The sequence below is a fragment of the Pseudarthrobacter sp. C4D7 genome, assembly GCF_013359725.1.
Taxonomy (GTDB): Bacteria; Actinomycetota; Actinomycetes; order Actinomycetales; family Micrococcaceae; genus Arthrobacter.
Window position 1 is genome coordinate 32617 of sequence record NZ_JABFMW010000020.1, and the last position, 19366, is coordinate 51982.

Below are 19366 nucleotides of genomic sequence, written 5' to 3' on the forward strand. Positions count from 1 at the left end.
CTGCTGATACAGCCAAGGGGACGGCCCGCGTTGTTCCCCACCAGGACGGAAGGGACAGCTGATGGACCTACTCGCGGCGGACTTTGGCGGCGCAGGACAGATCGGGATGGGTGTGGGTCCCGTGCTGGAGAAGTTCGATGCTGTATCCCGGATCGCTGTCCTCCGCGGGGGCGGACTGGGGGACCTCATCTTTGCGCTTCCGGCGATGGCCGCACTGAAGGCCGCCTACCCGGGGTCAACCATCACCCTGTTGGGCACGCCGATCCACAAAGCGCTCCTCGCGGCGGTGCAAAGCCCCGTGGATGACGTGGTTGTCCTGCCGTTCGCGGAAGGCGTCCGGCCCGGGAAAGAAGAAGCCGCTGAACTGGACCGCTTCTTTGCCAGCATGCGGGCACGCAACTTTGATGTGGCCGTCCAGCTCCATGGCGGCGGACGATACTCGAACCCCTTCCTTCTGCGGTTGGGTGCCCGTCATACGGCGGGGACCCGGACGGCCGATGCAGCACGGCTTGAACGCACCGTGCCGTATCTCTACTACCAGCACGAGCCTCTTCGTGCCCTGGAGGTGGCCGGACTGGCGGGTGCTCGTCCCATCGATCTCGAGGCCCGGCTTTCGCCCGCTCCCGGGGCTGCAGCCTCGAAAGCCGGCACCAGCCACCAGCCGCTGGTGGTTGTCCACCCCGGGGCCACGGATACCCGCCGTCGTTGGCCCGCGGCCAAGTTCGCGGATGTTGCTGCCGCCTGCGCAGCTGACGGCTCGCGCGTCGTCATCATCGGTGACCGCAGCGAACAGGACCTGGCAGCAGGGATCGCCGCACGCGCAGCTTCGCCGGCAGTAAAGTCCGTGGCTGGCAGCCTGAATATCGAGGGTCTTGTAACGCTGCTGGTGGATGCTGACGTTGTGGTGGCGAATGACAGCGGCCCCCGGCATCTGGCCCAGGCCCTTGGAGTGCCCACGGTGGGCATTTTTTGGGTGGGCAACGTCATCAATGCGGGGGCGCTGGGGCGCAGCCTCCACCGCATCCACGCCTCGTGGGCTACCGCCTGCCCCACCTGCGGCATCGACATCACCCAGGTGGGCTGGACTGCACCCCGCTGTGCCCATAATGACTCGCTGGTTGCCGGGATAGACGTGGCCGACGTTCTGCGGGACGTGGTCAGCCTCACCACCACCTCCGCCGGGCAGGATGCATGAGCGGCCGGGTGGCAGTGGAGGAGGTCCAAACGCCGGAACCCACTGACGGCAAGCCGGAGCTACTGGTCCTGCGCGCCTTGAAACTTGGTGACCTGCTGGTTGCCGTGCCGGCGTTGAAGGGGATACGCCGCGCATTCCCCGGCCATCGACTCCGATATGCCGCGCAGGAGTGGCTGTCCGAAGCCCTGGACCTGGTGGGCGGCTATGAACTGCTGCCCACGCACGGCCTGGATGAGCCGCTGGCGATGGAACCGGGTGTGGTGGACGTGGCAGTCAACCTTCACGGCAGTGGCCCGGAGAGCCAAGGGCGGATTGAGGCCTTGCAGGCCCGCCGGACCCTGGCCCACCGCTCCAGACGCCGGGATGGGCCACCCTGGCGTCCGGAACTCCACGAGCGCGAGCGCTGGGTGAGGCTCCTGGAGTGGCATGGGATAGAAGCGGACCCACTGGACGTGCAATTAGGCGCGCCGCCTGTTCCCAGCCCCGTCCCCGGAGCAACAGTCCTGCACGTGGGAGCGGCCTATGGGAGCAGGCTCTGGCCGGAGGAGCGGTTCGCCGCCGTGGCAGCGTTCCTGACCGAACACGGCCACCGTGTGGTCCTTACCGGGGGCACCTCCGAGCGGGCCCGGGCGGAGGAAGTAGGCCGCCGTGCCGGGCTGCCCGGAACCGCCGTGCTTGCCGGGGCGCTGGGCCTGGGGGAGTTTGCTGCCACGATTGCTGCCGCACGCGTCGTGGTCTCGGCCGATACCGGCGCTGCACACCTGGCCTCGGCGTACGGTACCCCGTCTGTGGTGTTGTTTGGGCCGGCGCCACCGGAGATCTGGGGCCCGCCGCCGGGCCCGCATGTCGTCCTCACCCGGGCAGGGCTCCGGCGCGGGGATACCTTCGCGGCCGATCCGGATCCCGCCCTGCTTGCTGTCCAGGCTCACGATGTTGTGGCGGCCGTCCGGGGACTCGGGTTGCTGTAAGGCTGTGGGTTTACGCGGTAATCGTGTGGCTCCTGCGGGGCGCGGCTCCTTCCCGTCCGCTTAAAATTAGGGGCATGAACACTGAGCTGGGAATCGCCTTGGTGTTGGTGGCGGCGTTCCTTTGGATGACCGTGACCTTGACCATTCTGTCCGCCATCGACCGGCCCGAAAGGAAAGCCCGAAGGCAGGAGCGGCGTGACATCCGGATGGAAAAACGGCGGGTTGAGTACCGTCCAGTGACGGCGGGGCCACATGCCCCGGGACGGATCCGGCATCCGCGTTCCCGGCGGCTGCACCCGCACTGACGGCGGCGCTGCGCGGGTGGGTGCAACCGGGTGAGACGCGGGTCCATATCTCTTGGCACAGCCTTGCGCTCGCCGTCGCGCATTCCCTCCGCACGTGTGACGCTGTCTCCGCGCTCGCCGCCGGAGAACCCCTTGACGGGGTTGGCCCGATCCCAGACACTTTCCCGATGGGAGTAAGCGAAGAGTTGCGGGCGCTGGGTGATGTGGTGGACAGGCTTGCGGCAAAGTTTCCCGGCCTGTCCAGGGAACACATAGAAGACGTGGTCCAGCAGGAACACAGCCTCCTGGATACGGGCAGGGTGCGTGCGTTCATACCGGTGCTGGTCGAGCACGCTGCCCGGGACCGCCTTTCGCAATGACGGTTCAGGGCGTCCCGGAAACGTCGATCAGCACTTTTCCGGGCGTTTGCTGCTCCACTGCATCATGGGCATCCGGCGTCCGGGCAAGCGTAAACCGCGTCAACGGCAGACCGTGTTCTTCGCCGACCCGGAGTGCGCCGTCGGCAAGGGCGTCCGCAACGGCGGCCACCGCATGCTGCTTCTGCCCATCGGTGACTGTATAGGTGAGGATGAACTGGTACCGGACGTTGCCGGTCATGCTTTCGCGGATGGGAACCGTAAGTGACTCGCCGGGGTTCGCCGCGTAAATGGAGATGGTTCCGCCCGGTTTGAGGACGTTCAGGTCCGTTTCGATGTTGGCGGGGGCGTTGACATCCACAATGATGTCGACGCCGTCCGGCGCCACCTGACGGACGGCCTCAACGACGTCGTCAATGCGGTAGTTGACGACCGTTTCAGCGCCGGCACGGCGCGCCAGTTCAGCTTTACGGTCCCCGCTGACGGTTGTGATGACGGTGGCCCCGGCCCACCGTGCGAGCTGGATGGCCGCGTGGCCGACCGCGCCTGCGCCCCCAGTGACCAGGACGATTCGACCGGCGAGGGCGCCGGAGGAAAGCCGGACCGGTCCGTCCTCGTGCGATGTCAGGGCCCGGTGGGCCGTCAGGGCAGGGATGCCCAGGGAGGCCCCGGTGTCGAAGGACTCTGCATCGGGAAGGGCCACGGCTTTGTGGCTGGGCACCACCACGTACTCCTGGGCGGTGCCTTCATTGCCACCCCACGCAACATCCCACAGCCAGACGCGGTCGCCCACCGCGAAGCCGGTTACTCCGGGACCCAGTTGATCGATGACGCCGGCTCCGTCCTGGTTTGGAACCTTTGGGGCGTCCAGCTTGCTGCTTCCGCTCCCGGCCCGTGACTTCCAGTCAGTAGGGTTCACTCCGGACACCATCACCCGGACGCGGACCTCACCCGGCCCCGGCTCCGTCAGTGGCCTGTCCTGCAGGGTCAGCACGGATGAGGGCCCTGTTGCCTGGTACACGATTGCTTTCACGTTTTCTCCCACGTCCGGTTGTGGATCCCGTTACCGCTCCAACCTATCGAAAGGACGCCGCGGGCGCGGCGCCCGGGTCCGCCCGTGTCCAAATTTCCTGCAGGGTTGATTCGGCGGCGCGCGTTATTGCTTGCCTAGAACCGTGACGTGCCGCGAAGCGGGCGCGGCCGGCCATCCGGGTCCACAATGAACCGGTAGATGGGATCGGCCCACAGCCGGTGGATCTGAGGTACAGGCTGGGGCGTATGGTGGCGGACCTGCCCAGCAGGACGGGGTTGCGAACGGCCGGCGCGGTGCCAATGGTCCAAGGCATCGGCTGCGCTGTTCCAAAGGTGGAGTTCGCCGCCGTCCGCCTGGAGCCGTGGGTCGTTGTGGTCAAGGCCCAGGTGCTCGGCCCAGAGCTGGAGGCGAAGCTTCCTGGCCAGCGGGTGGGTGCCAGGCCCGCCCCAACTCTCACCGGGTGTGTGGCCGGCCGAAGTGTCGATGACCGCACAGGTGAGTTCGCTGTCGGTTGTCCAGGAGCGGCGGTTGAAGTTGTCTGACCCGCAGGTGAACCAGGTGTCGTCGATGATGCAGATTTTGGCATGAACGTAGATGGGGGTTCCCTCGGTGTTCTCCAGGTCGAACACTCCCACCCTGTCCGGCGCGGCCCGGCGCAGCATGCTGAGGGCACGCAGTTGACCCAGGCGCTTGGGGGGTCCGCCAAGGGCACCGTCAGAGTCCGGGTACCGGGGCACCACGATGATGACTTGCAGGCTGGGGTTGCGCTTGAGGGCGTCTGCAATGCCGGCTGCCACCTCGGTTGACCACAGGTACTGGTCCTCGATGTAGATGAGTGAGCGGGCCTGGGCGAAAGCCTTCGCGTACGCCCTGGCTATGCTCCGTTCTCCGTTGGGAGCGAAAGGGAACGGAGGGTGCTTCACACCATAGGTTCGCAGCAGCTGGACGGCGTGTGGGCCGGCCGGTGGCGGAGGCGGCGCGGCTTCCGGCAACGGTTTGGGGTGCCGCGGCATGCGGGCAAGTCGCTGCAGCAGCATCCGGTAGGGTGTTCTCCGGTCCAGCGGGTGGGGGTCGTTCCACCGTTCGGCGAACACGGCCAACACATCGGCTACGGCAGGGCCGCGCAGTTCAAGCGCGGCATCGTGCCACGGCGGCCGCTGCCCGTAGCGTGGATCCATCTTTACCGCTTGCGGGTCTCCCGTATGGCGGGCATCGTCGCGGCGGCTGTGTGAAAGGTCGATTCCCCCTACAAAAGCGACGTCGCGGGAGGGGTCGTCGCGACGTCGGATGACTACCAGTTTCTGATGGTGGGAACCGAAAAGACGGACGCGCTGGTCCAGCAGCGCCTCCCCGCCGGCGTCGTTAATTTGGCGGCTGAGGAGCTCGTTTGACCGTCCGCTGATGGGGGCGGACACCCGTTCGCCGTGTGACCTCCAGACAAGGCCGCGTACTTCGACGCCGGACCGGGCCAGTTCCGCGAGCAGCCCGCCAATCGTCGTACCACCCGGTTCCAACTGCTCATCACCGTCACCGCGCCAGTCGGTGAACCAGACCCGGTCTCCAGCCTCCAGGGAGGACAGTTCTTCGTGCAGCCTGGAAAAGTAGGCTGCACCATGCACCAAGGGCGTCACGAGGTTGCCTTCCGACCACGGAGCAGAGTCCGTGCCATCCCGATGGATGCTTGAGGCGGGATTTCCGTGCTCGTTTCGACCCAGGAACCACTTGCGTGCCGTGCTGTCCACTTGGCGCTCCTTCCGGGGCCTGGGGACCAGGCCGTCGCGGAATCCAAACTAGCCTATGGCTGCGCACACACGGGCTGTTTCCTGGGGTGGACAACCCGTGATGGCGCAGCTGCGGTCCGGCCGCGTGGGAATAGGCTTGTCCCGGGCCGCTTCCAGCCCCCAAGAGAATGAGGCTCGGCATGTCATTGAAGGAACAGTTGAAGGGCGACGTAATTGCCCACATGAAGGCGGGGGACAAGGTCGCGCTCACCACTGTGCGCAACGTCCTCGGTGAGATTGAAACGCGCGAGAAGTCCGGGAAAGCTCCGGTTGAGCTGGACGACCGCCAGGTCACCGCGTTGCTGCAGAAAGAGGCTGCCAAGCGTCGGGAAACGGCTGCCACCTATGCCGCTGCCGGTCACGATGACCGCGCGCAGGCGGAAATTGCCGAAGCGAAGGTCATCGAGGCCTATCTGCCCACGGCCCTGACCCGTGAAGAGGCCGAAGCCATCGTGGACGGAGTAATCGCCGGGCTGCAGGCTGACGGCGCTGAGCTGTCAGTCCGTTCCATGGGCGCGGTGATGAAATCCGTCACCCCCAAGATCGGCGGACGCTTCGATGGAAAGGCCGTCAGCGAGATGGTCAAGGCCCGTTTGGCCTGACTGCCGAGTAAGCATGCAGTCCGGATACCGACGCCGAGCGGTAAGCCCGGTGCGCGACACCCTGCCCGAAGGGGGATCCGACGGGGTGTTTCCGGTGCCCACCGCCGAGGTTGTTGTCAGTCTGATAATTACCTGGTAGCTTTTAATTATCAGATTGATAATTAGGAAAGGCGATGGCGATGACGACGCTGCTCGACTGGATTAACTCCCCGGCAATTCCCAACCTCCTCGGTGCCCCTGTGAGCTGGATCGAAGTCATCGGGTTCGTCACCGGCGCAGCCTGCGTCTACGGCGTGGCCCGCCAGAAGCTGTGGAACTGGCCCGTTGGCATCCTGAACAACATCGCCTTCATCATGCTGTTCCTCGGTGCCGGCCTCTACGGCGAAACTGCCCTACAGGTGATTTTCGCCGCCGTCTCCGTGTACGGCTGGATCAACTGGGTCCGCGGAAGCGCAGACACCGCCACCAAGGACGACCTGCCCATACGGGACGCCGGCGGCAAGGAAGCCCTCCTGGGCATCGCCGCCACCGTGGCCGGCACGGCCGCCGTCGCCCTGGCCCTCACCCACGGCACCAACTCCCAGGTGCCATGGCCTGACGCCTTCGTCCTGACCGCATCCCTGCTGGCCACCTACGGCCAGGCCAGGAAAATCTTCCAGCACTGGTACGTCTGGATCCTCATCGACCTCGTCTCCATTCCGCTGTACTTCAGCCGCGGACTGGCGCTGACCGGCATCCTCTACATCGGCTTCCTGGCCCTGTGCATCTACGGCCTCGTCGACTGGAAGCGCACCCGCACCACCGAAACCATCACCGCCACCACCGTCCCCGCAGGAGCCTGACATGTTCACCCAGTCCATGGTCATCGGCAAGTTCTACCCGCCGCACGCTGGCCACGCCCACCTGATAGCTGCTGCCGCCGCGCAGTCCACTAAGGTCGCCGTCCTCGTTCTGGGCACCCGGTTCGAATCCATCACCGTCACCGAGCGGGCCACGTGGCTGGCTGCCGAATTCAGGGACACCAACGTCCAGGTGATCGCCATGCCGAACGACTGCCCCGAAGACTACAACTCAGAGGAAATCTGGAAGGCGCAGAACGAGCTGATGCGCCTGGCCCTGAAATCGCAGGGGATCAAGACCATTGACGCCGTCTTCTCGTCCGAGGAATACGGTGCCCAGCTCGCCGGCTACTTCGGGGCGGAACACGTGCTCGTTGACCTGACCCGGGCTACCTACCCGGTCAGCGGCACGCTCTGCCGCGACGACCTGGCCGCAGCGTGGCCCTACGTGATCGCCCCGGCCCGGCAGGCACTCGCCACCCGGATCATCATCGTCGGTGCCGAATCCACCGGCACCACGACTCTCACCAAGGCCCTGATGGAGCACTACCGCCCCCGTTTCCCCCGGATCGCGGATGTGCCCGAGTACGGCCGGGACTACACCTACGAAAAATTCGATGCCCTCCGGGCCGGGCGCCCCAATGCCGAGCTGGCGGACATGGTCTGGACAGCGCAGGACTTCAGCGTCATCGCCACCCGCCAGAACGAACTGGAGAACGCCGCCGCGGACACCTGCCCGCTGGTCATTGCCGACACAGACGCCCTGGCCACCACGCTGTGGGAACGGTTCTACCTGGGGGAGCGCAGTTATGGCTCCTACCGCGCCATGGACAACCTGCCGCGCCGTGACCTGTACCTCATCACCGACCATGAGGGGGTGGAATTCGAAGACGACGGCTGGCGCGAAGGCGAACACCGCCGGGCCGAGATGACTGAATGGTTCAAGGAGACCCTGACGGAGGAGGGACACTCCTGGATCCTGCTCACCGGTGACCATGATCGGCGCATGAAGACCGCGACTGAAATCATTGACTTGCTCCTTTCCCAGCGCAACGGCTTCACCTCTCCGCCCTGGGCAACCCGCACTGTCATGGAAGGAGCGAGTTTATGAACGGCCCGCAGACGGAGGAAAACTACCTGGAGTCCTACAACCCCGGGGACTACCCCCCGGTTGCACTGGCTGCTGACCTGGTGGTTTTCGCCGTCGCGGGCAGCGTCCTTCACGTGGCCCTCGTGCGCCGGGGTACCCACCCGTTCAGGGACAGGCTCGCCCTTCCGGGAGGGTTCGTAGGGCCACGGGAGTCTGCCGAGGATGCCGCCCGCCGTGAACTGGCCGAGGAAACCGGCCTGGACCTTGGCGGCCTTCTGGTCCACATTGAGCAGCTTGCCACCTACAGTGCCCCGCTTCGGGATCCCCGTATGCGGGTTGTCTCCACTGCCCATCTGGTCCTGCTGGCCACCAACGGCAGCACCCTGCCCGCGCTGGCCGGAGCGGGCGATGCAGCGGACGCCGGCTGGTACCCGGCCCATGAGATCCTCGCTGGAAAACCCGGAGGGCAGTTGGCCTTTGACCACTCCGTCATCCTGCTGGACGGCCTGAACCGGCTAGCAGGAAAGATGGAATACACCACCGTTGCCACCCAGCTTCTGCCCGGGGAATTCACCCTGACACAGCTGCGCACCGTCTACGAGGCGGTATGGAATTCGCCGATGGCACCCGGTAACTTCACGCGCAAAATGACACCCCAGCTTGAGGACACCGGGCAGAAGACCCGCACCGCCGGTGGGGGAGCGCCGGCCACCCTGTTCCGCGCCACAGACAGGCATATCCATCCGCCCCTGGCCAGGCCCCGCACCCCGTAGGCGTCTGCAGGCGGATGTGGCGGCGGGTTCATCTGACTGGGCGCTGTTTTGGGGCTTGGGTGAAGCCACGGAGAATCACTATGGAAAGATACTCGCCCTGAGCGAGCACGAACCGGCGACGGTACTCTAACGAGGTTCGACGGTGAGCAAAGCTTCCGAACGACCGGCCCTGCTGGGCGGTAAGCGCTCGGCCTAGCTAGGGCCACATGGGTGTCGCGGGTGACAGTCGTGGGAAGCGCTCCGCTACCGGCCTTGGTAGGGCTCCGCTTCAGGGTTCCAACATGTCCGTTGCAGCCCTGAAGGTGGCCGCGTTCGCCCTGACCGGTCCGCGTCTATGCTCACCGAAGCCATCTACCCGCCGCCGACTCGATGAACCGGATGCTACGCAGTTGGGGGCAGTGGTTCAGGACTCTAACCGCATTGAATCGTGCCAGCCACCCACGGCGTCCTCAGGAGGCTCCAGCAATCCGAACTGATATGCCCGCTGGACAGCCATAAGGCGATCGCGCACATCCAACTTGCGGTAGATGTGTTCCAAGTGTTTTTCGGCTGTGCGTGATGAGATGCCCAGTCGTCTTGCCAGACTTTCCGCCGTGAGTCCCTTGCTAAGCAGAGTCAAAATTGCCATCTCACGAAGCGTCAATTCCTGCTCTGCATTTTGCCGGGAGGCCGCCGCACTTATGAGCGCGAGAGCGAGGTACCGAGTTAATCCCGTGAGCACTGGTTGCAGCAACCTGGCCAGATCGAACTCTTGCTCGCTGAAGTCGTCCGGTCGTTGGACCAAGTACGAGTGCAGGTCTTCACTCCCAAGCTGCAACGGAATGGAAAGTTGGTGGTTTACATTCCAGGGCCGCGCGAGCTCGTCCCATTCCCGCTTGATGCCGGCGTTGGCAATGGCGGCAGGAACCCGTCCAATGGATTGGGGGTCCGTTATCCGGGTGACCGCATGCCAGCGCAAGAGGGGCTGATTCCTGAAGTCGAAGTCTCCAGGCGGTTTTTCCGGGATGTATCCGGCCGGCCAGCAGTTAATGATGCGATTGTCCCAGTGATGTTGCACCTGGTTGCGGGTACAGCAGGCACCGAAAAATGACTCAGTTAAAAGGGATAGAAGTTGCTCCTCGAAGTGCGGGGAGCGGGCCGGCTGGTGGAGGACATCTCCAATGAACTCCAGCCACTTACGGTACTGCGTATCATTACGCTCCACGCGTGAATCTTAGGCGAGCACGTGTCACGAGGACACTGGACTGCCTACCCAAAGCAGACATTGGGTAGGCAGTCCTCGCCACACCGAAGACCAGCCAGTGGACAGATGGTTGCGGCATTAATCGCGTCCAGAGGAGCGGCCCATGCTCTGCGCAGGGCAGCTAGGGTCTCTCCGATCTGCATTTCTAGGTCAGTGCGGCGCAAACGTTCACTGCCGGTCCAGAGGTGCTCACCAATGTCCACGTCCCGTCTTTTTCAATGTTGTAGACAACTGTCCCGGTGTATTGAGTAGTACTCGGGCCTGCCGGCATATCGGAGGGGAAGAAAATCAGCCCGTTATGGCCACTTGCTCTAGCGGTGTATGTGCCGTCCGGGTTGCGAGTCGTATTGGAAACTGAACCGCTCGTATTGAAGGAAATGGACTTGCCGTTCTCCAGGTTTGTGTAGGTCAGAAGGACGCCCTTGCCGGCTGAGATCATCCGGACCAAGTGCCCCTCCCTGTCGTAGAACTCCTTAGTGTGCAGGTTGCCTCCAGAGCTGTAGATCTGCAGTTCGAAGCCGCAACCCAGTCCGGGATCCAGGATAACTGGGTCAGCTGCCTGGACTGGCTGGGCTACGACAAGCGAGGCGGCCATAAAGGTGACGGCGGACACAATGGGCAAAGCTTTGCTTCTCATGATGCTCTCTTCAAGATTTCTGGCTGATTAGAGTTGACTTCCAAGAAGGAAGTGCATCTGCGGTGACGGGAACGCCCCCGCGCAACCGGACCAGAAGCGTGGCCTACGGATAGGCTGGTTCGTGGTCAGCGAATACAGGACCGTGCGTGAACTTCGGGTGGTTCGACTGCCTGCTGTTTCCAGAATAGGAAAATGGAGAAGGTGTTTCTGTAAGTACTTCTACGTACGGACACGAGCGCCGATACGTGTTATGTCCTAGGGCTACCCCGGGTCCAGGGGGATATCAGCCGTCCGGAATGCGCTGGCAGTCTCACGAAGGGCCAATAGGCTTTTGGTATTGCCCCCGGACGGTCCAGCTGCAAAATCCACGACCTCGTCGCCGTATCGCAGGCGATCGAGCATCTTGTCCTTTTCTGGGCTGCTGAACTTCGACCCACATATCTGAGTGACAGGGCAACAGGCTTTGAGTACTTGATCCGACGCAAATCTTAACGAGTGTGTACGGTCGTGATGAGGTTCGATTCTGTATGCGAATCGTGGAGTGTCAGCGCGCTGCTCAGGAGAAATATAACGTCGGCTCCGGATCAGTCATGGACGCCACAGACGCACTGGTCGAGCCTCCTCAAGTCTTACACCTGATCAGCTAGCTGCCTCCTTCCATGGTGGATCGTCTGCATGCGCTAAAGACTCTGTTGAGTGATGCCGAGGCCCAAGTATGTTGGCGCGGTAATAGAACCATTTTTGCGGGGGGGGTGTCCGTCGATACGGGCCACGCGAACTGCCATGTGCCTTCGCCGGCTTGAGGCCCCGCACATAGTTCGCACGCTAGGAAAGCAGCCCACGTGGTTGGTGACACAAAAAAGCCCCGGAACATCAGTGATGTTCCGGGGCTTCCGATTGTGCGCGGAGGGGGACTTGAACCCCCACCCCCTTTCGAGGACTAGCACCTCAAGCTAGCGCGTCTGCCATTCCGCCACCCGCGCAGGTGGTATTTCGGGAAGCCGTCCCGCCTTTCAGCGTTTCGCGCCTCTCCGAAGCAGCGAGAAAAACTCTAACATGACTTTCCGGGAACAACGAATCGGGGCGAATGGGTAGGCTGAGGAGAGTGGTTTGAGTCCAACGCCACCCAGTCATTCCCTACCAAGGAGCCACCAATGCCTGATGTCCTGCCCGAGGATGAAGTTGTCCGGATCTGCCAGGACCTCATCCGGATTGACACTTCCAACTACGGTGACGGATCGGGGCCGGGCGAGCGGGCGGCGGCAGAGTACGTTGCCGGGCTTATCGAGGAAGTAGGACTGGACGCCGAGATCTTCGAGTCAGCGCCCGGCCGCGCGAACGTTGTCACCCGCATGGCGGGGGAGGACCCCTCGGCCAGTGCGCTGGTGGTCCATGGCCACCTCGACGTCGTTCCAGCGCTCCGGGACCAGTGGTCCGTGGACCCCTTCGGCGCTGAACTGAAGGATGGCCTCATTTGGGGTCGCGGCGCCGTCGACATGAAGGACATGGACGCCATGATCCTTTCCGTGCTGAGGAATTTTGCCAGGGAGGGCAGGAAGCCCAAGCGGGACATCGTCTTTGCGTTCTTCGCGGACGAGGAGGCCGGCGGCGTCTACGGCGCCCGTTATGCCGTGGATAACAGGCCTGAGTTGTTCGAGGGAGCCACCGAAGCCATTTCCGAGGTGGGCGGCTTCTCGGCCACCATTGGCGGACAGCGGACCTACCTGCTGCAGACGGCGGAAAAAGGCATCTCCTGGCTCCGGCTCGTAGCGCACGGGCGCGCCGGCCACGGTTCACAGATCAACACCGACAATGCCGTGACACGCCTGGCGGCCGCCGTCACCCGGATCGGCGAATACAAATGGCCCATCGAGCTCACGCCCACCACCCGCCAGTTCCTTGACGGCGTGACCGAACTCACCGGCGTGGAGTTCGACCCCGACAATCCCGACCTCCTGCTCAACCAGCTGGGTACGGTGGCCCGGTTCGTGGGAGCCACCCTGCAGAACACCACCAACCCCACCCTGCTCAAGGGCGGCTACAAGCACAACGTCATCCCGGAGTCCGCCGAGGCCCTGGTGGACTGCCGCACACTTCCGGGCCAGGAACAGCAGGTCCTCGAAATTGTGCGCGACCTGGCTGGCAGCGGCGTGGATGTCAGCTACGTCCACAACGACGTCTCGCTGGAGGTCCCGTTTGCCGGCAACCTGGTGGACTCCATGATCGATGCGCTCCACAAGGAGGACCCCGGCGCCAAAGTTCTGCCGTACACGCTCTCCGGCGGCACGGACAACAAGTCGCTCAGCCGGCTCGGCATTACCGGCTACGGGTTTGCGCCCCTCATGCTGCCGGACGAGCTGGACTTCACCGGGATGTTCCACGGTGTGGACGAACGCGTCCCGGCGGACTCCCTCAAGTTCGGCGCCCGGGTGCTGAACACCCTGCTCACCAACTACTGAGAGGAGCCGGCCATGAGCCCAGAGGAACTGTTGCCGGATGCGCTCCTGGAGCGCATCCGCAGCCGCGCCGCAGGATACGACCGGGACAACGCCTTCTTTCACGAGGACCTGGAGGACTTGGCAGCCGCGGGCTACCTGAAGCTTTTCGTACCAGCGGCCGACGGCGGCAAGGGCCTCGGGCTCGAAGCGGCGGCGCGGTGCCAGCGCAGGCTGGCAACGGCCGCCTCTGCCACTGCTTTGGCCGTCAACATGCACCTGGTCTGGACCGGCGTCGCGCACGTCCTGGCAGCCCGTGGAGACCATTCTCTGGCCTTCGTCCTCAAGGAAGCCGCGCAAGGTGAGGTGTTCGCCTTCGGCAACTCGGAAGCCGGCAACGATTCGGTCCTTTTCGACTCCCGCACCATGGCCGTGCCGCACCAGGATGGCGGCTATTCCTTCACCGGAACCAAAATCTTCACCAGCCTCTCGCCGGCCTGGACCCGCCTGGGCATCTTCGGCAAGGACCCGGATGCGCGCGACGGTGCCGGGGAGTTGGTTCACGGGTTCATCACCCGGGAAACTCCCGGCTACCGGATCCTGGACGACTGGGACACCCTTGGCATGCGGGCCAGCCAGTCGGCCACCACCGTCCTGGAGGGCGCGACGGCCCCCGCCGACCGCATCTTCCGCAAGCTGCCGGTCGGCCCCAACGCCGACCCGTTGATCTTTGCGATTTTTGCCTGCTTCGAAAGTCTCCTGGCCGCTGTCTACACAGGCCTCGGCGAGCGCGCCCTGTTCCTGGGGGTGGAGAACGTGAAGCGGCGAACGTCCTTCAAGAACGGTGGGCGCAGCTACGCGCAGGACCCCGACATCCGCTGGAAAGTCGCAGACGCCGCCATGGCCATGGACGTCCTGTACCCGCAGCTCACGTCCGTCACGGCCGACGTCGACGCCCTGGCAGACCACGGAGCCCAGTGGTTCCCCAAACTGGTGGGCCTGAAAGTCAACGCCACTGAGACCGCGCGCCGGGTGGTGGACCTGGCCATCCGGGTCAGCGGGGGATCAAGCTACTTCCGGGGCTCAGAACTCGAACGGCTTTACCGGGACGTGCTGGCCGGAATGTTCCACCCCTCCGACGACGAGTCAGCCCATAACACTGTTGCCAATGCGTGGCTGGGGCCGCTGGAGAACTAGACGGTCCGTTGGACCTGCTTACTCAAACGGTCCGTTGGACCTGCATCACTCGCCGGCGCAGCCAGAACCGCCTGCCGCCACCCACGTAAAGCTTGCTGCGTTCCAGCTCCCACTTGCCGTACTCGGAGTGTTCAACGAGCCGGCGCCGCGCCTCCGGCAGGGAATCATCAGGGCTCACGGTCAGTACGAGGTACTCGTATTGCCGCAAATAATCCCGTTCCCGCTGGACCGAGCTGGTGAGAAATTGTTCCTTCATTTGCTCTCCATTTTCGTCCTTTTCCGGCTAACGTGAAGTCATGAGCATCGATCCGCGTGTCGCGCTTTCGTCCCTGACCACCGCTTTGGAAGAACACCTTATAGCAGCATCCAACCGCCGCGGGGACGGTGATCCCTCCGTTGAGGCAGCGTTTTTCGCAGTTGCCGATGCTTTCGAAGTCTACGAGGACGCCCTCTACGAGGCGTACAACGAAGTGACACCCCTGCAGGTCTTTGATGATGAAGATGACGAGGACGAAGAAGCCGACGTGGATGACGAGGACCTGGAGATCGTCGAGGAATAGCAGGGTGGCCTGAACCGCCCCAGCGGACGGTCCAGGGAAACCGCCTAGGACACCGCGGAAACATCCTCCAGAGCGCGTGCAATCTGCGGCGGCAGGGGCGCCAGTTGGGCGTCGAGGATTTCCTTCAACTGCACCGGCGTCCGGGCGCCCACCACCGCGGAGGCAACTCCGCGCTGTGACAGCAGCCAGGACAGCGAGACATCCTGCGGGGTCCGGCCCAGCCCGTTGGCAGCCATGCACACCGCATCCACGATCCGAGATGGCTTCTCCGCCAGGTACGGCTCCACGTACGCAGCTTCGCCCACCGACGCTCCCCGTGAACCGGTGGGGATGCTGCCCCTGTATTTCCCGGTGAGAACCCCGCGGCCCAGCGGAGCCCACGCCATCAGGCCAAGGCCCGCATCCTCAGCTGCCGGCATCAGCTCAACTTCTGCCGTCCGGTTAAGGAACGAGTACTCAGCCTGGACAGCCACCAGGGGGACAACGCTGGTGGCTGCAGCCTTTGACGTTTGCCAGCCCCTGTAGTTCGAGACTCCCGCGTACCTGGCCCTGCCGGTGCGGACGGCGAACTCCAATGCGGCCAAGGTCTCATCGAGCGGAACATTTCCGTCCCAGGCTTCAGCGAACCACAGGTCCACGTAGTCGGTGCCGAGCCTGGCAAGGCTGGCGTCCAGTCCCGTGAGCATCGCATTGCGTGACGTGTCCACCGCGCGCCGGCCCTCCGGCGTCGTCATCCCGGCCTTTGTGGAGATGGAAATCTCCGTACGGGACACCAGATCGCCCAGCAGTGACCCGAGGATTGCCTCCGAGCCGCCGCCCGCATACGACGCCGATGTGTCCACGTGCCGGCCGCCGGCGTCGAGAAACGTGCGCAGCAACTCCGAGGCGTCCTGCTCGTCAGTGTCGCCACCCCAGGAGCGGGTGCCAAGGGAAAGGGCTGAGACTCGCAATCCACTGTTGCCGACGTAACGCTGCTGCATAGCAGCAAGCTTACGGGCAGGAGCCCCGCCGCCATGCCGTAGGGTCTTAGCGTGAACTGGTTTGAAGCGGCCCTGCTGGGCCTAGTGCAGGGACTGACCGAATTTCTACCGATTTCATCAAGCGCGCATCTGCGGATCGTGGGGGAGCTCCTCCCCAACGCAGAGGACCCCGGGGCAGCCTTCACGGCCATCACCCAGCTTGGCACCGAGACTGCCGTCCTGATTTTCTTCTGGCGGGACATCGTCCGCATCGTCAAGGCATGGGCCGGTTCCCTTACCGGCCGGGTGTCCCGGCAGGACCCTGATGCCCGGATGGGCTGGCTGGTAATCCTCGGAAGCCTTCCCATCATCGTGCTGGGGCTGCTTTTCCAGGACCAGATCGAGTCGGTGCTCCGCAGCATGTGGATTGTGGCCACCATGCTGATCGTCTTCGGCCTCATCCTGGCGGTGGCTGACGCAATCGGCACCCAACAGCGGGACCTGACCCACCTGACCTATAAACACGGCATACTGTTCGGGCTGGCGCAGGCCCTGGCTCTCATTCCCGGCGTATCCCGCTCCGGCGGGACCATCACCGCGGGCCTGCTGATGGGCTACACCCGTGAGGCGGCCGCACGCTATTCCTTCCTGCTGGCCATCCCCGCAGTTTTTGGCAGCGGCCTTTACCAGCTCTACAAGGTAGTGACCAAGGAGGGAATCTCGGGGCCGTTCGGACTCCCGGAAACCGCCCTTGCCACCGTGATCGCCCTGGTGGTGGGCTACGTCATTATCGGCTGGTTCCTGAAGTTCGTCTCGACACGCAGCTACCGGCTCTTTGTCTGGTACCGGATCTTCCTGGGTCTCGCCCTGTACCTCCTCCTCGGTTTCGGCGTCATCAGCGCCTAGGACTAGGCTTGGCATGTGAAATCCTGGACTTCCCGCCCTGTACCTGCCCTGCCCGGAAACATGCCCGCCATCCGGTTGTTCGATACCGCGGCGGGCCGCGAAGTGGCGCTGGAGCCCGAGGCCAGGCCGTCCATGTACGTCTGCGGCATCACTCCCTACGACGCAACCCACATGGGGCATGCGGCCAGCTACGTGGCCTTTGACCTGCTGAACCGCGCCTGGCGCGACGCCGGCACCGACGTCTCGTACGTGCAGAACGTCACGGACGTGGACGATCCCCTGCTGGAACGCGCCACCGCCACCGGCGTGGACTGGCGCGACCTCGCCGCGGAGCAGGTGGAACTCTTCCAGACCGACATGGAGGCGCTGAATGTCCTGGCGCCGGACCACTACGTGGGCGCCGTCGAATCCATCAGCCTGATCGTTCCTGAAGTGGAACGCCTGGTCAGCATGGGGCTGGCGTACCGGGTGGCCGGCACGAACGGCGAACCTGACGGGGATGTCTATTACGACGTCGAAGCGGCCGGCAAGCAGTCAACGGCTGCGGACGCCTGGTCGCTGGGAGCCGTTTCCCACCTTGGCGAAAGCGCCATGCTGGAACTCTTCGCCGAGCGCGGCGGCGATCCCGGTCGCGCAGGAAAGCGGCAGGCCTTGGACCCGCTGCTGTGGCGCGTGGCACGCGAGGGGGAGCCGAGCTGGCCCGGTGGAAGCCTGGGGCCCGGACGGCCCGGCTGGCATATCGAGTGCACCGTGATCGCACAGAAGTACCTTCCGGCGCCCTTCACCGTGCAGGGTGGTGGATCGGACCTGATCTTTCCGCACCACGAAATGGGGGCCGGCCACGCGTACTCCCTGGCAGGCGTTCCGTTGGCCAAGCACTACGCCCACGCAGGCATGGTGGGCCTGGACGGAGAGAAAATGAGCAAATCCAAGGGCAACCTGGTGCTCGTTTCCAAGCTCCGCGCAGCCGGTGAAGATCCGGCGGCCATCCGGCTGGCCATCCTGGCCCACCACTACCGGTCCGACTGGTCCTGGACGGACGAAGGTTTTGCCGCCGCCAAGGCAGACCTCGCGGCATGGCGCACCGCCCTCAGCCACGCACCCGAGGGCTCGGCCCCGGCGCTGTTGACAGAGATGCGTGAAGCACTGGCAGCGGACCTGAATGCGCCTGCAGCGGTTGCGGCTGTATCGCGCTGGGCAAGGACGGCGAACGACGGCGGTGCTGCCGCCAGCCCTGCTGACAGGGTCCTGGTCAAAGACGCGGTGGAGGCCCTCCTGGGCGTCCGGCTCTAGGTGGTTCCCACTTAACGAACACACGCGAAGGGCCTGGCCGGAACTCATCCCGGCCAAGCCCTTCGCGTTAATCCCTTCGCGTTAAGCCCTCAGCCTCAGGGGCGGTCCTGGCCCCGCCGCTTCAGGTACCGCTCAAATTCGCGGGCGATGGACTCACCGCTGGCCTCGGGAAGGTCTGCTGTGTCCTTGGCCTCCTCCAGCTGCCGGACATAGGCGGCAATCTCCGGGTCCTCGGTAGCGAGCTCGTCAACACCCCGCTCCCATGCGTCTGCCTCCTCGGCCAGCTCGTGGGTATCCAGCGGGACCTGCAGCAGCTCCTCAATCCGGTGCAGGAGGGCGAGCTGGGCCTTGGGGGAGGGCGCCTGGGCCACATAATGAGGCACGGCAGCCCACAGGGAGACGGTGGGGATTCCCGCCAGGAGGGCCACCTCTGACAGGACGCCCACAATGCCAACGGGTCCTTCGTACTGGGATGCCTCCAGGTTCATGCGCTCCCGGAGCGGAGCGTCATCAGAGGACGTGCTCACCGGGATCGGCCGGCTGTGCGGAACATCCGCAAGCAACGCCCCCACCAGCACCACATAGTCAACGTTCAGCGCCTCGGCATGGACCAGCAGCTCGGCGGTGTAGGCCCGCCATTTATAGGACGGTTCAGTCCCCTGGACAAAAATGACATCGACATTCGAGTTGGGCGCACTGGCCTTATAGATGCGGGTGGACGGCCATTTGATTTTGCGCTCACCGGCAGCATTCCGGCGCACCGTTGGCCGCGTGAACTGGAAGTCGTAGTACTCGTCGGCATCGATGGATGCCACTTTCTTGCCGCCCCACAATTTATTCAGGTACCGCAGCGAATCGCTCGCCGCTTCTCCGGCGTCGTTCCAGCCTTCAAAAGCGGCAAGCATCACAGTGACCCGCTGTCCGTCGGCCACTGGCTGCAGGAACCGTTCCCGCTCGGGTCCGGCACCCTGTTCGGCGGTGTCACCCTCGAAGCTATTCATTTCTTCACCCTACGTCCAAGGTGCTGGGCTGTGCAGGGAATGAAGCGCCGCAAATCCCCGGAAATGCCGTCCAGCCGGGCACCGGCCCGGCCATATTCGCCAAGGGCGTAGCCCACAGCCTCCGCCCAGCCATGCCCCGTAGACTGGCGTTATGCCGAATCCTGCCGCCAGTTCCCCGCTCAAAGCCGTCCTC

20 protein-coding genes and 1 tRNA gene are annotated in these 19366 nt (G+C 64.3%); 13 read left to right on the forward strand and 8 right to left on the reverse strand.

The window, feature by feature from the left end; all coding sequences use genetic code 11:
• The first annotated feature begins 61 nt into the window (after positions 1 to 61).
• The 4 genes from HNO81_RS14080 to HNO81_RS14095 all read left to right on the forward strand — a co-directional run bounded on the left by HNO81_RS14080 (position 62) and on the right by HNO81_RS14095 (position 2827).
• Positions 62 to 1195: a glycosyltransferase family 9 protein gene (locus tag HNO81_RS14080; RefSeq protein ID WP_175318732.1), complete on the forward strand. Its 1134-nt coding sequence runs from the start codon at positions 62 to 64 to the stop codon at positions 1193 to 1195.
• A complete protein-coding gene (locus tag HNO81_RS14085; protein ID WP_175318733.1) occupies positions 1192 to 2163 on the forward strand; it encodes a glycosyltransferase family 9 protein in 972 nt (323 codons plus the stop codon). The genes HNO81_RS14080 and HNO81_RS14085 overlap by 4 nt, the downstream gene beginning before the upstream one ends.
• A gap of 74 nt (positions 2164 to 2237) precedes the next feature.
• The gene (locus HNO81_RS14090; RefSeq protein WP_175318734.1) at positions 2238 to 2468 is read left to right on the forward strand and encodes a hypothetical protein; all 231 of its coding nucleotides are present in this window, start codon (positions 2238 to 2240) and stop codon (positions 2466 to 2468) included.
• Positions 2469 to 2635: 167 nt separating this feature from the next.
• Positions 2636 to 2827 (forward strand): three-helix bundle dimerization domain-containing protein, encoded by a 192-nt coding sequence (locus HNO81_RS14095; protein WP_175318735.1) that lies wholly within the window; start codon positions 2636 to 2638, stop codon positions 2825 to 2827.
• A gap of 4 nt (positions 2828 to 2831) precedes the next feature.
• Here HNO81_RS14095 and HNO81_RS14100 read toward each other — a convergent pair whose 3' ends face one another.
• Positions 2832 to 3857 (reverse strand): NADPH:quinone reductase, encoded by a 1026-nt coding sequence (locus HNO81_RS14100; RefSeq protein ID WP_175318736.1) that lies wholly within the window; start codon positions 3855 to 3857, stop codon positions 2832 to 2834.
• Between the two features lie 134 nt (positions 3858 to 3991).
• Positions 3992 to 5599 carry a phospholipase D-like domain-containing protein gene (locus tag HNO81_RS14105; protein ID WP_175318737.1) on the reverse strand — a complete coding sequence of 536 codons (1608 nt, stop codon included), beginning with the start codon at positions 5597 to 5599 and terminating at the stop codon, positions 3992 to 3994.
• 179 nt (positions 5600 to 5778) lie between these two features.
• On the opposite strand from HNO81_RS14105, the gene HNO81_RS14110 reads away from it, so the two are divergent.
• From HNO81_RS14110 to HNO81_RS14125, 4 genes are all read left to right on the forward strand, one after another.
• Positions 5779 to 6240: a GatB/YqeY domain-containing protein gene (locus tag HNO81_RS14110; protein ID WP_175318738.1), complete on the forward strand. Its 462-nt coding sequence runs from the start codon at positions 5779 to 5781 to the stop codon at positions 6238 to 6240.
• A 179-nt stretch (positions 6241 to 6419) separates the two neighbouring features.
• Positions 6420 to 7082: a nicotinamide riboside transporter PnuC gene (pnuC, locus tag HNO81_RS14115; RefSeq protein WP_175318739.1), complete on the forward strand. Its 663-nt coding sequence runs from the start codon at positions 6420 to 6422 to the stop codon at positions 7080 to 7082.
• Position 7083: 1 nt separating this feature from the next.
• Positions 7084 to 8190 carry an AAA family ATPase gene (locus HNO81_RS14120; RefSeq protein WP_175318740.1) on the forward strand — a complete coding sequence of 369 codons (1107 nt, stop codon included), beginning with the start codon at positions 7084 to 7086 and terminating at the stop codon, positions 8188 to 8190.
• Complete coding sequence (locus HNO81_RS14125) at positions 8187 to 8942, forward strand: NUDIX domain-containing protein (RefSeq protein WP_175318741.1); 756 nt, start codon at positions 8187 to 8189, stop codon at positions 8940 to 8942. The genes HNO81_RS14120 and HNO81_RS14125 overlap by 4 nt, the downstream gene beginning before the upstream one ends.
• A gap of 403 nt (positions 8943 to 9345) precedes the next feature.
• On the opposite strand, the gene HNO81_RS20455 is transcribed toward HNO81_RS14125, so the two are convergent.
• The 3 genes from HNO81_RS20455 to HNO81_RS14140 all read right to left on the reverse strand — a co-directional run bounded on the left by HNO81_RS20455 (position 9346) and on the right by HNO81_RS14140 (position 11805).
• Positions 9346 to 10146 (reverse strand): helix-turn-helix transcriptional regulator, encoded by an 801-nt coding sequence (locus HNO81_RS20455; protein WP_217509438.1) that lies wholly within the window; start codon positions 10144 to 10146, stop codon positions 9346 to 9348.
• Positions 10147 to 10330: 184 nt separating this feature from the next.
• The gene (locus HNO81_RS14135) at positions 10331 to 10822 is read right to left on the reverse strand and encodes a hypothetical protein (protein WP_175318742.1); all 492 of its coding nucleotides are present in this window, start codon (positions 10820 to 10822) and stop codon (positions 10331 to 10333) included.
• Positions 10823 to 11722: 900 nt separating this feature from the next.
• Positions 11723 to 11805, reverse strand: a tRNA-Leu gene (locus tag HNO81_RS14140).
• A 171-nt stretch (positions 11806 to 11976) separates the two neighbouring features.
• Between HNO81_RS14140 and HNO81_RS14145 the strand changes: the two genes are divergently transcribed.
• Positions 11977 to 13281 (forward strand): M20/M25/M40 family metallo-hydrolase, encoded by a 1305-nt coding sequence (locus HNO81_RS14145; protein WP_175318743.1) that lies wholly within the window; start codon positions 11977 to 11979, stop codon positions 13279 to 13281.
• Positions 13282 to 13293: 12 nt separating this feature from the next.
• Positions 13294 to 14454, forward strand: a complete 1161-nt coding sequence (locus tag HNO81_RS14150) for an acyl-CoA dehydrogenase family protein (RefSeq protein ID WP_175318744.1) — start codon at positions 13294 to 13296, stop codon at positions 14452 to 14454.
• Positions 14455 to 14476: 22 nt separating this feature from the next.
• Here HNO81_RS14150 and HNO81_RS14155 read toward each other — a convergent pair whose 3' ends face one another.
• Positions 14477 to 14710, reverse strand: coding sequence for a DUF5703 family protein (locus HNO81_RS14155; RefSeq protein ID WP_018771130.1), 234 nt, complete (start codon positions 14708 to 14710; stop codon positions 14477 to 14479).
• Between the two features lie 40 nt (positions 14711 to 14750).
• Here HNO81_RS14155 and HNO81_RS14160 point away from each other — a divergent pair, with 40 nt between their 5' ends.
• A complete protein-coding gene (locus HNO81_RS14160; RefSeq protein ID WP_175318745.1) occupies positions 14751 to 15014 on the forward strand; it encodes a hypothetical protein in 264 nt (87 codons plus the stop codon).
• 44 nt (positions 15015 to 15058) lie between these two features.
• Here HNO81_RS14160 and HNO81_RS14165 read toward each other — a convergent pair whose 3' ends face one another.
• Positions 15059 to 15994: an aldo/keto reductase gene (locus tag HNO81_RS14165; protein WP_175318746.1), complete on the reverse strand. Its 936-nt coding sequence runs from the start codon at positions 15992 to 15994 to the stop codon at positions 15059 to 15061.
• A gap of 51 nt (positions 15995 to 16045) precedes the next feature.
• Between HNO81_RS14165 and HNO81_RS14170 the strand changes: the two genes are divergently transcribed.
• Together HNO81_RS14170 and mshC are read left to right on the forward strand one after the other, a co-directional pair.
• The gene (locus HNO81_RS14170) at positions 16046 to 16879 is read left to right on the forward strand and encodes an undecaprenyl-diphosphate phosphatase (protein WP_175318747.1); all 834 of its coding nucleotides are present in this window, start codon (positions 16046 to 16048) and stop codon (positions 16877 to 16879) included.
• A gap of 15 nt (positions 16880 to 16894) precedes the next feature.
• Positions 16895 to 18172, forward strand: a complete 1278-nt coding sequence (mshC, locus tag HNO81_RS14175) for a cysteine--1-D-myo-inosityl 2-amino-2-deoxy-alpha-D-glucopyranoside ligase (RefSeq protein ID WP_175318748.1) — start codon at positions 16895 to 16897, stop codon at positions 18170 to 18172.
• A gap of 95 nt (positions 18173 to 18267) precedes the next feature.
• On the opposite strand, the gene HNO81_RS14180 is transcribed toward mshC, so the two are convergent.
• Entirely contained in the window at positions 18268 to 19173 is a 906-nt protein-coding gene (locus HNO81_RS14180) for a PAC2 family protein (protein WP_175318749.1), read from the reverse strand.
• Positions 19174 to 19366: the final 193 nt, after the last annotated feature.